Origin of the sequence: Bradyrhizobium sp. 179, assembly GCF_023073535.1 — a bacterium.
Lineage (GTDB): Bacteria > Pseudomonadota > Alphaproteobacteria > Rhizobiales > Xanthobacteraceae > Bradyrhizobium.
Genome location: NZ_JADPJR010000087.1, coordinates 72,009 through 87,322 on the forward strand (window position 1 = coordinate 72,009; position 15,314 = coordinate 87,322).

The window sequence follows — 15,314 nt, forward strand, 5'->3', positions numbered from 1 at the left end:
AGTTTGCGCGCGCGCTGTCCTGCGCCGCCGGAGGCCTCATGAAGATTGCCGTTGCCAAGGAAATCGATCCGTCCGAGCCGCGGGTCGCCGCTTCGCCTGATACGGTGAAGAAATTCAAGGCGCTGGGCGCCGAGATCGCCGTCGAGCCGGGCGCCGGCCTCAAGTCGGGCCTGCCGGATTCCGAATTCACCGCCGTGGGCGCCACCATCAGCACTGATGCGCTTGTTGACGCCGACATCATCATCAAGGTGAAGCGCCCCGAGGCGTCGGAGCTCTCGCAATACAAGCGCGGCGCGCTCGTCATCGCCATCATGGATCCCTATGGCAACGAGGCGGCGCTGAAGGCGATGGCCGATGCCGGCGTCTCCGCCTTCGCGATGGAATTGATGCCGCGCATCACCCGTGCGCAGGTGATGGACGTGCTGTCCTCGCAAGCCAATCTTGCCGGCTATCGTGCCGTGATCGAGGGCGCCGAGGCCTTCGGCCGCGCCTTCCCGATGATGATGACGGCGGCCGGCACTATACCCGCGGCCAAGGTGTTCGTGATGGGCGTCGGCGTTGCCGGTCTCCAGGCGATCGCGACGGCGCGCCGTCTCGGCGCCGTCGTGACCGCCACCGACGTGCGTCCCGCCACCAAGGAGCAAGTGGAATCGCTCGGTGCGAAATTCCTTGCCGTCGAGGACGAGGAGTTCAAGAACGCGCAGACCGCCGGCGGCTACGCCAAGGAAATGTCGAAAGAGTACCAGGCCAAGCAGGCCGCGCTCACGGCCGAGCACATCAAGAAGCAGGACATCGTGATCACGACCGCGCTGATTCCGGGCCGACCGGCGCCGAAGCTCGTCAGTGCCGAGATGGTCAAGTCGATGAAGCCGGGCTCGGTGCTGGTCGATCTCGCCGTCGAGCGCGGCGGCAATGTCGAGGGCGCCAGGGCCGGCGAGGTCGTTGACCTCGATGGCATCAAGATCGTCGGCTACACCAACGTCGCCGGCCGCGTCGCGGCCTCTGCCTCCAGCCTCTACGCACGCAATCTGTTCTCCTTCATCGAGACCATGGTCGACAAGACAGAGAAGAAGCTCGCCGTCAACTGGGACGATGAACTCGTCAAGGCCACTGCGCTCACGAAAGACGGCGCCGTCATCCACCCGAACTTCCAGCCGAAGGTTTAAGGAGAGTCGCCATGGAGCATGCTGCACAGGTCGTCGACCCCTTCATCTTCCGGCTGTCGATCTTCGTTCTCGCCGTCTTCGTCGGCTATTTCGTGGTGTGGTCGGTGACGCCGGCGCTGCACACCCCGCTGATGAGCGTGACCAACGCGATCTCGTCGGTGATCGTGGTCGGTGCGCTGCTCGCGGTCGGCGTCGGCATGATCTCGAGCGGCTCGGGCTGGGCGCGCGGCTTCGGCTTCGTCGCGCTCATCTTTGCCTGCGTGAACATCTTTGGCGGCTTCCTTGTCACGCAGCGCATGCTCGCGATGTACAAGAAGAAGTCGAAGTAAGCGGCCACCTCGGGCTGAAGGGACAGATGGGGACCTGAGATGAACGCCAATCTCTCTGCATTCTTGTATCTCGTGGCGGGGGTGCTGTTCATCCTGTCGCTGCGCGGGCTGTCGAGCCCGGCGACGTCGCGCCAGGGCAATTTGTTCGGCATGATCGGCATGGGCATCGCGGTTGCGACCACCCTCGCCAGCCATCCGCCAGCGGACGGCGTCGCCTGGATCCTCGTGATCCTCGGTATCGCCATCGGTGGCGCGATCGGCGCCGTGATCGCCCGCCGCGTGCCGATGACCTCGATGCCGGAACTGGTCGCCGCCTTCCACTCGCTGGTCGGCATGGCCGCGGTGCTGGTCGCCGCCGGCGCGTTCTACGCGCCCGAGGCCTTCGACATCGGCACTCCCGGCAACATCCATCCGCAGAGCCTGGTCGAGATGTCGCTCGGCGTCGCCATCGGCGCGCTGACCTTCACCGGTTCGGTGATCGCCTTCCTGAAGCTCTCCGCACGCATGAGCGGCGCGCCAATTATCCTGCCGTTCCGCCACGTCATCAACATCGCGCTCGCCGTGGCGCTGGTGTTCTTTATCGTCGGCCTCGTGCTGACCGGCAGCGCGCTCGACTTCTGGCTGATCGTCATCCTCGCCCTGGTGCTCGGCGTGCTCATGATCATCCCGATCGGCGGCGCCGACATGCCGGTCGTGATCTCGATGCTGAACTCCTACTCCGGCTGGGCCGCTGCCGGCATCGGTTTCACGCTCGGCAATTCCGCGCTGATCATCACCGGCGCGCTGGTCGGCTCCTCGGGCGCGATCCTGTCCTACATCATGTGCCACGCGATGAATCGGTCCTTCATCTCGGTCATCCTCGGCGGCTTCGGCGGCGAGACCGCTGCGGCCGGCGGCGGTACGGGCGAGCAGAAGCCCGCCAAGCTCGGCTCGGCCGACGATGCGGCCTTCATCATGAAGAACGCCTCCAAGGTCATCATCGTGCCCGGCTACGGCATGGCGGTGGCGCAGGCCCAGCACGCGCTGCGCGAGATGGCCGACATCCTGAAGAAGGAAGGTGTCGAGGTGAAATATGCCATTCACCCGGTCGCCGGCCGCATGCCCGGCCACATGAACGTGCTGCTCGCCGAAGCCAACGTGCCCTATGATGAGGTGTTCGAGCTCGAGGACATCAACTCCGAATTCGCGCAGGCCGACATCGCCTTCGTGATCGGCGCGAACGACGTCACCAACCCGGCCGCCGAAGAGGACAAGACCTCACCAATCTACGGCATGCCCGTGCTCCAGGTCTGGAAGGCCGGCACCGTGATGTTCATCAAGCGCTCGCTCGCCTCCGGCTATGCCGGTATCGACAATCCGCTGTTCTACCGCGACAACACCATGATGCTGCTCGGCGACGCCAAGAAGGTCACCGAGAACATCGTCAAGGCGATGTAGCGCGGAAGCAAACGGACCGTGGCCATCACAAAGGAATGGCACCGGTCCTATCGCATGGCTCCCAAAGCGACGCGCGCGCAGCGCGCAGCCGGCAAGCCGCCCGTAAGGCGGCGTGCCGCTGCCGCGATGTTCCGGCCAGCCTCCGGCCCCATGTCATGAAATTGCTGCGGAGCCGTCGCAAGCCGTGAGCCGAAAGGCCGGCCGCGTATCATGACCATCGTCAAGTGGATCGCCATCCTGCTCGCGGCCGTCTATTGCGCCGGTCTCCTCGTGCTGTATGTCCGCCAGCGCGAGATGATGTTTCCGATCCCGCCCGCCGGTCGCACCGCACCCGATGCTGCGGGCCTTCCCGAGGCGGAAGAGCATGTCCTGACCACGTCGGACGGCGAGAAGGTCATCGTCTGGCACGTGCCGGCGAAGCGTGGCCGTCGCGTGATCCTGTATTTTCCGGGCAATGGCGATTTTCTCGCCGGTCGCGTCAGCCGCTTCAGGGCGATGACGGCCGACGGCACCGGCCTCGTCGCGCTGTCCTATCGCGGCTATGCCGGCTCCAGCGGTGCGCCGAGTGAGGAGGGTTTGCTGCGCGATGCCGCAGCTGCCTACGATTTCACGTCGGGGCGCTATGCCGCGGAACGGATCGTCGCCTGGGGCTTTTCGCTCGGCACCGGCGTGGCCGTCGCGCTCGCATCCGAGCATCCGATCGGCAAGCTGATCCTGGAGGCGCCCTATACCTCGGCGGTCGATATCGCCGCATCAGCGTTCCGGTTCGTGCCGGTGCGCCTCCTGATGCGCGACCCGTTTCGCTCCGACGAGCGGATCGCGCGCGTCACGGTGCCGCTGCTGATCATGCATGGCACCAATGACCTTGTCATTTCGATCGTATTCGGAGAGCGTCTGTTTGCGCTCGCCCGCGGACCCAAGCAGTTCGTTCGCTTCGCGGGCGGCGGACACGACAATCTCGATGCTTTCGGTGCGATCGAAACGGCAAGGCGCTTCATTGAATCCTAAGCAGTTCGTTACGTGGCCCTGGCGCCTGGCCTTCGCCGCGATCCTCGCGTTATCGCCGCAACACGCATGGGCAGCGACCGGGCTCGATGGTGCTGCCATGCGCTGGCCCTATGCGCTGCCCTTTGCCGGCCTGTTGCTGTCGATCGCATTGGGTCCGCTGCTGTTTCCAAAAATCTGGCATCATCACTACGGCAAGATCGCCGCGGCCTGGTCGCTGCTGGCACTCGCCGCGCTCGTCATCTTTGCCGGGAGCATGGCAACGCTGGCGGCGCTCGTTCACGCCATGCTCGCCGAATATCTCGGCTTCATCGTGCTGCTGTTCTCGCTCTATGTCGTGGCCGGCGGCATCCTCATCACCGGCGACATCAAGGCCACGCCGGCGACCAATTTCGGCATCCTCGCGCTCGGCACATTGGGGGCGAGCATTGTCGGCACCACGGGGGCCGCGATGATCCTGATACGTCCCTTGATCCGCGCCAACCGGCTGCGGCGCCACAATACCCATGTCGTCATCTTCTTCGTCATCCTGGTTGCCAATGTCGGCGGCGCGCTGAGCCCGCTCGGCGATCCCCCGCTGTTCGTCGGTTTCCTGCATGGCGTCGATTTCTTCTGGACCACGCGTACCATCTGGTTGCAGACCGCAATCGTGGCCGGACTGCTGCTCGCTATCTTCGTCGCCATCGATGTCTGGCGCTTCCGCAGCGAGTCGCCGCCCGGCGACACAGGCTGCGGGGAGCCGCTGCGCATCCGCGGCCTTGTCAATTTGGTGCTGATCGCTGCCATCGTCGCGAGCCTGCTGGCATCGGCGATGTGGAAGTCCGGCATTGCCTTCGACATTCTCGGCACCAAGCTGCAATTGGAGGACGTCGTCCGCAATTTGGTGCTGCTGGCCATTGCGGCCTTGTCGGTTTGGCTGACGCCGGACGAGCACAGACTGGCCAACGGCTTCACCTGGGAGCCGATCCGCGAGGTCGCGAAACTGTTCGCCGGCATCTTCGTCGCGATCATTCCCGTCATTGCCATGCTCAATGCGGGCCATCACGGTGCCTTCGCCTGGCTGTTGTCGGCGGTGACGGCGCCGGACGGTGCGCCGCGCGAAGTCGCCTATTTCTGGTTCACCGGCCTGATGTCGGCGTTCCTCGACAATGCGCCGACCTATCTGTTGTTCTTCGAACTCGCCGGCGGCGACCCGCAAGTGCTGATGCATGAACTCTCGGGGACGCTCGCCTCGATCTCCATGGGCGCGGTCTACATGGGTGCGCTCACCTACATCGGCAATGCGCCGAACTTCATGGTGAGCAGCATTGCCAGCGAGAACGGCATCGAGATGCCGAGCTTCTTCGGCTATATGTTGCGCGCCGGCGCCGTGCTCATTCCGCTGTTCCTGCTGCTGACGCTGCTGCCGATCGCGCCGATCCTGCACTGGCATTGAATCTCACGCCTGATTTGCTACTGCTCATGGCAGCAAATGGAAGCGGTGGATGAGCGCACATAACCCGATGCCCCGGTCGGCCTGGATCTTCCCGGCGCTGGCCGTGCTGTTGTTCGCGGCTGTTAGCGCGACGAACTACGTGTTCACGCTGTCGCTCGGCGGGCTCGTCTTCGCCATTGTCCTTTTGATCATCCTGTTCGGCACCGTATTTGCCGCGGTTCATCATGCCGAAGTGATCGCTGAGCGGGTCGGCGAACCCTATGGCACGCTCGTGCTGACGCTCTCGGTGACCATCATCGAAGTGGCGCTGATCACCACGATCATGCTGGGCGACAAGCCCGCCCCGGCGCTCGCGCGCGACACCGTGTTCGCCGTGGTCATGATCGTCTGCAATGGCCTCGTCGGGCTCTGCATCTTCATCGGCGGCCTGCGTTATCGCGAGCAGGGTTTCCAGCTCTCCGGGGCCAACGTCTATCTCAGCGTCTTGTTTGCGCTTGCCACCATCACGCTGATCATGCCGAACTACACCACCACCACGCCCGGACCGGTCTATTCGGCGGTTCAGCTCGGTTTCGTCGACGTGGTCACGCTCGCGCTTTATGCGGTGTTTCTCTACACGCAGACCGTCCTGCACAAGGATTACTTCGTTCATGAACGGGCGCAGGGCGAGGGCGGGGAGGTGCACCTGTCAAGTGGGGCGCTCGCACTCACCGTGGCGCTGCTCTTGGTCTCACTTCTGGCGGTCGTGCTGCTCGCCAAGAAATTCTCGCTGGTGGTCGATGCCGTGGGCGCCAGGATCGGCGCGCCGCCGGCCTTCGCCGGTCTCCTGGTCGCGCTCCTGATCCTGCTGCCCGAGGGCGTCGCGGCCATCGCGGCTGCCCGCAAGAACGACCTCCAGAAGAGCATTAACCTCGCGCTCGGATCGTCACTCGCGACCATCGGGCTGACCATCCCGGCCGTCGGCGTCGCCACCTACGCGCTCGATAAGGAGCTCGAACTCGGCCTCAGCGCCCAGGGCAGCGTGCTCTTGCTCCTGACCTTCTTCTTGAGCATGCTGACCTTCGGCACCGGGAGGACCAATGTCCTGTTCGGCCTGGTCCACATGGTGGTATTTGCCATCTACGTGTTCATGGTCTTCGTGCCCTGAAGCGCGACATGGAGAGTTCCCGATGCTTGCCGCCCAGTCCGAGGTTCAGGTCGACAACGCGCAGGTTCGCGTGACCGAGTGGCGACTTGGGCCGGGGAGCGCCACCGGGCATCACACGCACGGAATGGACTACGTGATTGTACCCGTGGTGGCGGGGGAGATGACCATCGTGGCGCCCAGCGGCGAGAGATCCAAGGCGCAGCTTGCGGCCGGGAAATCCTATTTCCGCAAGGCTGGCGTCCAGCATGACGTACTTAACGAAACCTCAACCGAGATCGTGTTCCTTGAAGTCGAGCTAAAACCGTAGGTTGGCGTTGCCGATTGCCATCGATCCGTCGCAGTTGATCCCTCACAATGCCCCAAAGTTCCCGCATCAGGTCGCGCGGGGAGTGGCCGAGAAATGCTGAAATACCTCGCTAAAATCTCGATGGATATTTTCCCCTCGGTGCTCGCGACGATCATCGGGGCTTACATCGTTAATCACTATATCAATGCCAAGCCCGCACCCGATACTCCTGCGGCCGTAGCGGTGCCTGCCCAGGCTGGCAGTGAGGGCAAGCCGGCAGACACCACCAGCCTTCCCGGGGCCGGCGTCAAGGCCAAGGGTGTCTCCGACAAGAGTGTCTCTGAGAAGAGTGTCTCCGAGAAGAGCGTTTCCGAGAAGAATGCTGCGGACAAGTCGGCGGCCGAGAAGCCTGCCGATCATCAACCTGCTGCCGAGACCAAGGCCGCAGACGTTGCTCCCGCCGAGACCAGCCCGCGCGGCCGCACCGCCGCGCGCGAAAAGGCGGCTGCCAAGTCTGCTCCGGCTGCTGCGGTTCCCGCCACCGCCCCGGTGGTGGAGGCCAATTCGGCGCCGGCTGCGGCTTCCCCGGCCGCGGCCCCCGACGCCAACGATCTCGTGCGTGCCGCGATCGAGCGTCTGCGCAAGTCGCCTGAGGGCAAGGCCGCTGAGGCCAAATCAATCGAGAGCAAGTCTTCCGAGACCAAGTCTTCCGAGACCAAGCCGGCTGAAAGGCCGGCGGAGCCTGCGGTACGGGAAGCCGCCCGTACCCCGGAGGCGCCGCGTGTGATCACCGCGGAGCCGTCCACGGTGCGTCCGCTGCCGCCGCCGATTACTGTGTCGACGCCGTCACCCGAGGCCTATGGTAATAGCGGCTCGTCGCCGCTCAACCCGCCTTACACAGCCTCGGTCGGAAATGACGACCCGAATCGGATCACGCCGCCGGCTGACATTCCCGTGCCGGTGATCGCACCGCCGCTCGATCTGCGCGCCGACGCCGCGGCGACCACGACCATGCGGCGGCCGAAGACCAATGTCGCCGATGAGATGCTGTCAGGCGTGAAGTCGATGTTCCACGCCGTTCTGCCAAAACCCGCCACCCCCGATTAGGACGGCATCTGAGCCGCGCTGTCAGCCGCCGACCCGGGCGAGGCCGCTGCGGGCGGCATCGTCGCGTGGGCGAAGCGAGACCGCCTTGGTGTAGGACGCCGCTGCCTTGGCCCTGTCGCCCAGCCGCTCATAGGCCTGTCCGCGGGTGGTCCAGACCTGGGCGTTGTGCGGATCGGACTCGGAGGCCTCGTCCAGATCGGCTGCGGCTTCCTTGATCTTGCCGAGCGCGAGATAGCTGGTGGCGCGGCCGAGCAGTGGCTCGACCTTCTGCGGGTTGAGCCCGCTCGCAGCGCTGAAATCGGCGATTGCGAAATCGTGCTGGTTATTGCCCTGATAGATCAAGGCACGGCCATAGAGCGCCTGTGCGTTGTAGGGATCGAGCCCGACCGCGCGATTGAATTCGTCGAGCGCAGCTGCGGCCTCACCTGACTTCGCCAGGGATTGGGCCTTTGCCGTGTGGGCCTGAGCTTCGCTGACGTTGCCGGCGCTGACCGCGCTTTCGGCGGTCGCGATCGCCTTCGGCGCCTCCTGAGGCTTCTCCTTCTCCGGCATCAGCGATCCCAGATCGAAAGAGCAGCTGCACAGCGCAATCCCCATCAAAGCCAACACGAACGGTTGCTGCCAGATCTGGCGTAGCCGCGCCAAGCTGCGCTCGGGGAAAGGGGAGGCCATCTACGGTTCGCTCGCGCTAGAGCATGGTCCGAAAAAATGTGAAGCGGTTTCTGTCTCGCGACAAACGCGGAAATGCGTTTGCGCGGAGATCATGCTCAAACAACAAACCAAAGCGCGATGACGTTCAATCCCAATCTCATCGCGCTTTGGTGCCGCATCGGTGGCGCCCCTGTCCCAGAATAGGCACCGCTCAAAACAATAACGCGGGCCAGGGGCCCGCGTTATCGAAAACTGAAGTCTTGCAAGATCCGGTAGATCAGCGCGGTCCGCGCGGACCTGCACCCGGGCCGCCACGACCGCCACGATCACCGCCGGGACCTGCGCCGAACACCGGCTTCGGCTTCATCGGCAGCAGGCCTTCGCGCTGCAGCTTCTTGCGGGCCAGCTTGCGTGCGCGGCGCACGGCTTCGGCCTTTTCGCGGGCCTTCTTCTCGGACGGCTTCTCGTAATGACCGCGGAGCTTCATCTCGCGGAAAATTCCCTCGCGCTGCATCTTCTTCTTCAGCGCCTTGAGGGCTTGATCGACATTGTTATCGCGGACGAGAACCTGCACGCGGCATCCTCTTCAGGTGGATCGGATTTGAATTCTGGTAAGAATTAAGGGGATGGCAAAACGCGCAAGCCCTTAACCTTGAGCGCGCGGATGTATCAGACAAAACTGCGGATGTCCACCGGCCATGCGGGGTTTCGGGCCAATTTCGGCCATTAAATGCGGCGAAAATACCTCTGTGCGGCCCCGATTTGGGCGATTTGATGCCCATGGCGGGGTCGTTTCCGGAGCTTTGTTCCGGAAACTTGAAATCAGGGGACGACACATGGACATGAAAAAATACGCCGCCGAAGCCATCGGCACTTTCTGGCTCACATTCGCAGGCTGCGGCAGCGCCGTCATTGCCGCCGGCTTTCCCCAGGTCGGCATTGGACTGGTCGGTGTGTCCCTGGCGTTCGGGCTGAGCGTCGTCACAATGGCCTATGCGATCGGCCACATCTCGGGTTGCCACCTCAATCCGGCCGTCACGGTCGGCCTCGCCGCAGGTGGCCGTTTTCCGGCCGGCCAGATCCTGCCCTATGTGATCGCACAGGTGGCGGGCGCCATCGTTGCCGCGTGGCTGCTCTACGTCATCGCGAGCGGGGCGCCCGGATTTGACGTCGCCAAGGGCTTCGCGTCGAACGGCTATGACGCGCATTCGCCCGGCCAGTATAGCATGATCGTGTGCTTCCTCACCGAGGTGGTGATGACCATGATGTTCCTGTTCATCATCATGGGCGCCACCCATGGCCGTGCGCCCGCGGGCTTCGCGCCGCTCGCGATCGGGCTCGCGCTGGTGATGATCCATCTCGTCAGTATCCCCGTCACCAACACCTCGGTGAACCCGGCGCGCAGCACCGGCCCCGCGCTGTTCGTCGGCGGATGGGCGCTGTCGCAGCTCTGGCTGTTCTGGGTCGCGCCATTGATCGGCGGCGCGTTAGGCGGGGTGATCTACCGCTGGCTCAGCGAGGAGCCGACAGGCGTCGTCGCCGGCGCAAAGACGGCGTGATCGCAAGGGGATCGCAGCGATTGCTGCGGTCCTCTCATTTGGCTTTTGTCGGCGTGACTTCGGTGACATGTCCCATCTTGCGGCCGGGGCGCGGCGCGCCCTTGCCATAGATGTGCACCGTGGCGCCAGGGACGGTCAGCCACTTGTCGTAGTCATTGATCTCGTCGCCAATCAGATTGGTCATGGTGACGCATTCGCCGTGGCGCACGGGCTTGCCGAGGGGCCAGCCGGCGATGGCGCGGATGTGCTGCTCGAATTGCGACACGGACGCGCCGTCCAGCGTCCAGTGTCCGGAATTGTGCACGCGCGGAGCGATCTCGTTGACCAGCACCTTCGGTCCGGTGCCATTGGTGAGCACGAACATCTCGACGGCGAGCACGCCGACATAGTCGAGCGCGCTGGCGATCTTGCTGGCGATGCTGCGCGCTTCTTCGGCGAGCGAGTCCGCGATCGGTGCGGGCGCGCGCGATATCTTGAGAATGTGGTCGCGGTGCTCGTTCTCGGTGACGTCGAAGCACTCGACCTGACCCGTCGCCGCGCGGGCGGCGATCACGGAAATCTCGCGCTCGTAGGGCACGAATGCCTCCAGGATCGCCGATTTGGTGGCGAGACTGGTCCACACCTTGGCGATATCGTCGCCCTCGCGGATGATGGCTTGGCCCTTGCCGTCATAACCGAAGCGGCGGGTTTTAAGCACGGCTGGAAGGCCGATCCTGACGATCGCCTCGCGCAACGAAGCCACCGAGGTGACGTCGGCGTAAGCGGCGGTGCCGATGCTGAGCCGGGTGACAAAATCCTTCTCGGCCAGTCGGTCCTGGGTGGTCTCGAGGATCTTGCGGTTGGGCAGCACCGGGCGGCGCGCATCCAGCACCATCGCGGCGGCCGCCGGCACGTTCTCGAATTCGTAGGTGATGACGTCGACGTCGTTTGCGAACAGCTCGAGCGCCTCGACATCGGCGTATTCGGCGCAGGTCGCATTGAGGACAACGTCGAAGGCCGGCGAATCCGGATCGGGCGAGAATACCTGGCAGCGCAGCCCGAGCCGCGCCGCAGCCATCGCCAGCATCCTGCCCAATTGTCCGCCGCCGAGGATTCCGATGGTGTCGCCCGGCTTCAGCGTCACCTGCTTTGCGTCAGTCACGCCTTGTCCTCCGGGCGCTCGGCAACTGCCTCGGTCTGCGCCTTGCGCCAGGCGGCAAGCCGACCGGACAGGGCGGGGTCGGACAGCGCCAGCACGGAAGCTGCCAGCAGCGCGGCGTTGATCGCACCGGCCTTGCCGATGGCCAGGGTGCCCACCGGGATACCCGCGGGCATCTGAACGATCGAATACAGCGAATCGAGGCCTTTGAGCGTCTTCGATTCGACGGGCACGCCGAACACCGGCAGCTCCGTCAGCGCCGCCGCCATGCCGGGCAGATGCGCGGCGCCGCCAGCGCCGGCGATGATGACCTTGTATCCCGCCGCCTTGGCGCCTTTGGCGAAGGCAAACAGGCGATCGGGCGTGCGATGGGCCGAAACGATGCGGGTGTCGGCGGCGACGCCGAGCGCGGCAAGCGTGTCGGCGGCATGCCGCATCGTGTCCCAATCCGACTGGCTTCCCATGATGATGGCGATCGGCGCGGTCATGACGTCAATTGTGCCCGGAAAACAGAAAGATAGGCCAGATTAAAGGTTCCGGCCGGCGGCTCGCAAGGCGGTGGCAAGGAGAAGGGAATGCACTATCCTGTCTTGGTGAATCCCCGCAAGCCTTCATTGAGCAGGATGCCCATGAAGAAACCAAAAAGGGCGAGTGCTGCGAAGGCCGAAAAGGGCCGGAAGACCAGCGCCAGCCGTTCCAAAGCCGCTGCCAAGCCTCCGGCCAGGCCGTCGCGGCGCCGAACGCAGGCCAATGGCGCCACGGAGAGCATCAAGGCGACCATCCGCGGCTTGCGGAGCAAGCTCAAGGCGGCGGAGCGGCGGGTCGCGGAGCTCGAAGCGGCCGCTGACACCGATTTCCTGCTCGAGATTCCGAACCGGCGCGGCTTCGAGCGCGAGCTCAACCGCGCCATCGCCTACATGAAGCGCTACCGCGCCAGCGGCGCGCTGATCGTGCTCGACGTCGATCGGCTGAAGCCGATCAACGATTCCTTCGGACACGCGGCCGGCGACGAAGTGCTCAAGGCGATTGCCGCGACGCTGACGCGGCAGGTCCGCGCCTCGGACGTGGTCGGCCGCCTTGGCGGCGACGAGTTCGCGCTGCTGCTGTGGAATCTCAGCGAGACCGACGCCAAAGCGAAGGCCGCCTCGTTCGAGCAGGCGATCGACGAACTGTCCTTCACCTTTCGGGGCCAGCATGTGGCTGCGGGCGCCTCCGCCGGCGTCGCGTTGCTGGGGGCGCAGTCCGACGCAGGCCGCGCCCTCGAGGAAGCCGACGCCGCCATGTATGTGCGCAAGGCGTGCCGGCGGCACGAGCCGCGGACCAGGCTGGCCGGGAGCTAATTCTAAAGCGCGGCGAGATCTTGCGGCACATTGCCGAAATGCGCAGCAATGTGGCGTCGCCGAATTCGCCGGTCATGGGATCGCCGCTGCGGCTAAACGCGATCGCGCCGATGTGACCAGCGCCGCGCGATAGGATTTCGGCGCGCCGCAAGGCGGCCGTCGAGCTCTGGCACTCCTCTGCGGCGCCCGCGACGAGCGATCCGTCAGCATCGATCAGGAAGGGCATTGCAACGTAGTAGGTTACATCCGACATGGCGTTGCTCCGATGTTGAACTCAGGCGGCGCTGCTCTTGCTTCGCATCTTGCCGGGCGAGATCTCCGGAACGCACCCGGCGGAAATCGCCGCCTGCAATTCCTCCAGCTCGGCTTCCAGATATTCATTGGCCATGATCAGCGCCTTGATGGTGCTGCGCAGATTGCCGTCGCACATCGCGATCGCCTGATCGCAGGCTTGTTCATAATGGCTGTTGTCGAGAAGGGCGGTTGCCGACATCTGCGTTGTCCTTGGCGTTTCCTGGGGCGTTGGAAGTCAGAATGTTCCTATTTTGTTCTCTTTGAGTCAAGCGGATTCACGCACCCGCAAGCCGCCGCAAGGCCGCCTTGCGGATCAGGCGATGATGTCGGGCGTGATCTGGTCTTCGATGAAGGCGATGCGGTCGCGCAACAACAGCTTGCGCTTCTTCAACCGTTGTAAACGCAACAGGTCGGGGGCGGGCGACTGATGCAGTGCATCGATCGCCGCATCGAGGTCTCGGTGTTCCTGCTGCAACCGGGTGAGCTCGGCTTCGAGCTCACGCTCGTCTTCATTGGTCATGTCTGCGGTGGCCGAAAACCGATAGCCGTGAGATCTGGGCTGTGGATGCCCTGTGGAAATTATCGTCCTTGCGCGGCGTGACCGCAAGCGATCTGCGGCCGTCGCCCGCCGATCTCCCGTCACATATTTCTGCGGGTCGCCCCGGCGCTGCGCAAGCGCATTGATATCATGGATTTTTCCTGCGTGGTTCCCTTACTCACGCTTCGTTACATATGAATTTTCAAAAATGACGGCGCAACCACGGATACCCATCGACAGAACGAATCGGTGATGTAGACTTCCCTCGTCCGGATCGAATCCTGAGGTTCAACCCTACCGAGGAGGTTTCGAATGACAATTCAGGCACATCTTGTTGAATTGGAACGGAAGCACAAACTTCTCGAAAACGAATTGCACGAAGCTCTCGTGCACCTTTCAACAGACGACCTGCAAATTGTTGAGTTGAAGCGCCGGAAGTTGATGGTCAAGGACCAGATCGAGCGTCTGAAGCAAGGCGACACGCTCCACTAGTGACCCCCGCAACAGCGTAGAGTTGATCGTACTCCTTAGGCAGGGATGAGCGCCTTTGCGCTCATCCCTGCTGCAAGGAGCGCGCGTCGTGCAAATTGTGCGGCGTCAGCCTTTTGCTTCGACGCATTTTCTTGACGCAAACCGGTATCCGCTTTGCTCGAAACGCTCTAGATGTCCGCGAGCTCAGCGACGTGATCTGCGATTGCGAGCGACGACGTCAGTCCCGGCGATTCGATGCCGAACAGGTTGATCAAGCCTGCCACGCCGTGATCGCGCGGGCCCTGCATCAGAAAATCCTGCGTCGCCACCGCCGGCGGCACGATCTTCGGGCGAATGCCTGAATAGCTCGGCATCAACGCCCCGTCGGGCAGCGTCGGCCAGTATTTGCGGATCGCGGGATAGAAGCGCTCGGCGCGTGCCGGATCGACCTCGTAATTGATGGTCTCGATCCATTCGACGTCGGGGCCGAAGCGGGCCTGCCCCGCCATGTCCAGCGTCAGGTGCACCCCCAACCCGCCAGGCTCGGGCACCGGGTAGATCAGGCGCGAGAACGGCGCCCTGGCACTGCAGCTGAAGTAATTTCCCTTGGCGAGATAGGCCGGCGGAATCCGGTCCAGGGGCATGCCGTCGATATTACGCGCCACATTCGTCGCCGAGAGCCCCGCGGCGTTGACGAGAAGGCTGCATTGCAGCGTCATCGGCGCCTCACCGCCGGCCTCGATCTCGATGCCGTCGGCGGCAGCCTTGGCACGGACCAGCGGCGTGTGGAACGCGAAGGCCGCGCCGGCCTCCTCGGCTTCGCCGCGTAGCGAGAGCATGTAGGCGTGACTGTCGATGATGCCGGTCGACGGCGACAGCAGCGCGGCGTCGCAGGCGAGCGCCGGCTCCAGCGCGCGTGCGGCTTCGCCCGAAAGCAGTTGCATGTCGAGCACGCCGTTGGCTTCGGCATGCGCCTTGATCGATTGCAGCTTCTCGGTCTCTTTTGCGTTGGTGGCGACGATCAGCTTGCCACAATTCTTGTGCGGGATACCGCGCTCGGCGCAGTAGCGGTACAGCGCCTGCTTGCCGCCGACGCACATGCGCGCCATCCAGCTCCCGGCGCGGTAGTAGATGCCGGCATGGATCACCTCGCTGTTGCGCGAGGAGGTGACGGTGCCGATGGCCTCGGCTTCCTCGAGCACGACGACCTCGCGCCCGGTCTGAGCGAGCCTTCGAGCCACCGCGAGGCCGATGACGCCGGCTCCGATGACGACGCAATCGACCCTATCCATGGTCGTGCAGGACGTCAGTTGGAAAGGCCGGTGGCAGTGGGGCTTGAAGCGACGGCGCGCGGCCGTTTTCCATTAAGGAAGCATTTATCATGTCAGGGCAATTGCCGTGTTTCGCGTCA

Annotated in this window: 18 protein-coding genes and 1 pseudogene; 11 read left to right on the forward strand and 8 right to left on the reverse strand. The window is 64.0% G+C overall.

Going from position 1 to position 15,314, the window contains the following annotated elements:
- The first annotated feature begins 38 nt into the window (after positions 1–38).
- The 8 genes from IVB12_RS21310 (at position 39) to IVB12_RS21345 (ending at position 7,912) form a co-directional block, all read left to right on the forward strand.
- Positions 39–1,166 (forward strand): Re/Si-specific NAD(P)(+) transhydrogenase subunit alpha, encoded by a 1,128-nt coding sequence (locus IVB12_RS21310; protein ID WP_247301568.1) that lies wholly within the window; start codon positions 39–41, stop codon positions 1,164–1,166.
- A gap of 11 nt (positions 1,167–1,177) precedes the next feature.
- Positions 1,178–1,495 carry a proton-translocating transhydrogenase family protein gene (locus IVB12_RS21315; RefSeq protein ID WP_235543528.1) on the forward strand — a complete coding sequence of 106 codons (318 nt, stop codon included), beginning with the start codon at positions 1,178–1,180 and terminating at the stop codon, positions 1,493–1,495.
- Positions 1,496–1,534: 39 nt separating this feature from the next.
- Positions 1,535–2,932 carry an NAD(P)(+) transhydrogenase (Re/Si-specific) subunit beta gene (locus IVB12_RS21320; RefSeq protein ID WP_247280178.1) on the forward strand — a complete coding sequence of 466 codons (1,398 nt, stop codon included), beginning with the start codon at positions 1,535–1,537 and terminating at the stop codon, positions 2,930–2,932.
- 210 nt (positions 2,933–3,142) lie between these two features.
- Positions 3,143–3,940 carry an alpha/beta hydrolase gene (locus tag IVB12_RS21325; protein WP_247301569.1) on the forward strand — a complete coding sequence of 266 codons (798 nt, stop codon included), beginning with the start codon at positions 3,143–3,145 and terminating at the stop codon, positions 3,938–3,940.
- A gap of 97 nt (positions 3,941–4,037) precedes the next feature.
- Complete coding sequence (locus IVB12_RS21330; protein ID WP_247301571.1) at positions 4,038–5,372, forward strand: sodium:proton antiporter; 1,335 nt, start codon at positions 4,038–4,040, stop codon at positions 5,370–5,372.
- 49 nt (positions 5,373–5,421) lie between these two features.
- Positions 5,422–6,519 carry an ionic transporter y4hA gene (locus tag IVB12_RS21335; protein ID WP_247301573.1) on the forward strand — a complete coding sequence of 366 codons (1,098 nt, stop codon included), beginning with the start codon at positions 5,422–5,424 and terminating at the stop codon, positions 6,517–6,519.
- Positions 6,520–6,541: 22 nt separating this feature from the next.
- On the forward strand, positions 6,542–6,826 hold the full coding sequence (locus tag IVB12_RS21340) for a cupin domain-containing protein (RefSeq protein ID WP_247301575.1): 285 nt from the start codon (positions 6,542–6,544) through the stop codon (positions 6,824–6,826).
- A 93-nt stretch (positions 6,827–6,919) separates the two neighbouring features.
- A complete protein-coding gene (locus IVB12_RS21345) occupies positions 6,920–7,912 on the forward strand; it encodes a hypothetical protein (protein WP_247301576.1) in 993 nt (330 codons plus the stop codon).
- A 21-nt stretch (positions 7,913–7,933) separates the two neighbouring features.
- Here the strand turns inward: IVB12_RS21345 and IVB12_RS21350 are convergent, their stop codons facing one another.
- Complete coding sequence (locus IVB12_RS21350; RefSeq protein WP_247301578.1) at positions 7,934–8,584, reverse strand: tetratricopeptide repeat protein; 651 nt, start codon at positions 8,582–8,584, stop codon at positions 7,934–7,936.
- A 256-nt stretch (positions 8,585–8,840) separates the two neighbouring features.
- Positions 8,841–9,137 (reverse strand): 30S ribosomal protein S21, encoded by a 297-nt coding sequence (gene rpsU, locus IVB12_RS21355; RefSeq protein WP_008546194.1) that lies wholly within the window; start codon positions 9,135–9,137, stop codon positions 8,841–8,843.
- Between the two features lie 262 nt (positions 9,138–9,399).
- On the opposite strand from rpsU, the gene aqpZ reads away from it, so the two are divergent.
- Entirely contained in the window at positions 9,400–10,122 is a 723-nt protein-coding gene (gene aqpZ, locus IVB12_RS21360; RefSeq protein ID WP_247301579.1) for an aquaporin Z, read from the forward strand.
- 34 nt (positions 10,123–10,156) lie between these two features.
- On the opposite strand, the gene IVB12_RS21365 is transcribed toward aqpZ, so the two are convergent.
- Both IVB12_RS21365 and purE read right to left on the reverse strand, forming a co-directional pair.
- Positions 10,157–11,263 (reverse strand): 5-(carboxyamino)imidazole ribonucleotide synthase, encoded by a 1,107-nt coding sequence (locus tag IVB12_RS21365; protein WP_247301580.1) that lies wholly within the window; start codon positions 11,261–11,263, stop codon positions 10,157–10,159.
- Positions 11,260–11,748: a 5-(carboxyamino)imidazole ribonucleotide mutase gene (gene purE, locus IVB12_RS21370; protein ID WP_247280168.1), complete on the reverse strand. Its 489-nt coding sequence runs from the start codon at positions 11,746–11,748 to the stop codon at positions 11,260–11,262. The genes IVB12_RS21365 and purE overlap by 4 nt, the downstream gene beginning before the upstream one ends.
- Before the next feature lie 141 nt (positions 11,749–11,889).
- On the opposite strand from purE, the gene IVB12_RS21375 reads away from it, so the two are divergent.
- Complete coding sequence (locus tag IVB12_RS21375) at positions 11,890–12,600, forward strand: GGDEF domain-containing protein (protein ID WP_247280167.1); 711 nt, start codon at positions 11,890–11,892, stop codon at positions 12,598–12,600.
- A gap of 2 nt (positions 12,601–12,602) precedes the next feature.
- Here the strand turns inward: IVB12_RS21375 and IVB12_RS21380 are convergent.
- From IVB12_RS21380 to IVB12_RS21390, 3 genes and pseudogenes are all read right to left on the reverse strand, one after another.
- Positions 12,603–12,853, reverse strand: a pseudogene (locus IVB12_RS21380) (hypothetical protein).
- A 21-nt stretch (positions 12,854–12,874) separates the two neighbouring features.
- Complete coding sequence (locus IVB12_RS21385) at positions 12,875–13,093, reverse strand: hypothetical protein (protein WP_247280165.1); 219 nt, start codon at positions 13,091–13,093, stop codon at positions 12,875–12,877.
- Positions 13,094–13,207: 114 nt separating this feature from the next.
- Positions 13,208–13,414, reverse strand: coding sequence for a DUF465 domain-containing protein (locus tag IVB12_RS21390; protein ID WP_008546179.1), 207 nt, complete (start codon positions 13,412–13,414; stop codon positions 13,208–13,210).
- 330 nt (positions 13,415–13,744) lie between these two features.
- Between IVB12_RS21390 and IVB12_RS21395 the strand changes: the two genes are divergently transcribed.
- Positions 13,745–13,924: a DUF465 domain-containing protein gene (locus tag IVB12_RS21395; protein WP_025034152.1), complete on the forward strand. Its 180-nt coding sequence runs from the start codon at positions 13,745–13,747 to the stop codon at positions 13,922–13,924.
- Between the two features lie 167 nt (positions 13,925–14,091).
- Here IVB12_RS21395 and IVB12_RS21400 read toward each other — a convergent pair whose 3' ends face one another.
- Entirely contained in the window at positions 14,092–15,195 is a 1,104-nt protein-coding gene (locus IVB12_RS21400; RefSeq protein ID WP_247301581.1) for an NAD(P)/FAD-dependent oxidoreductase, read from the reverse strand.
- Positions 15,196–15,314: the final 119 nt, after the last annotated feature.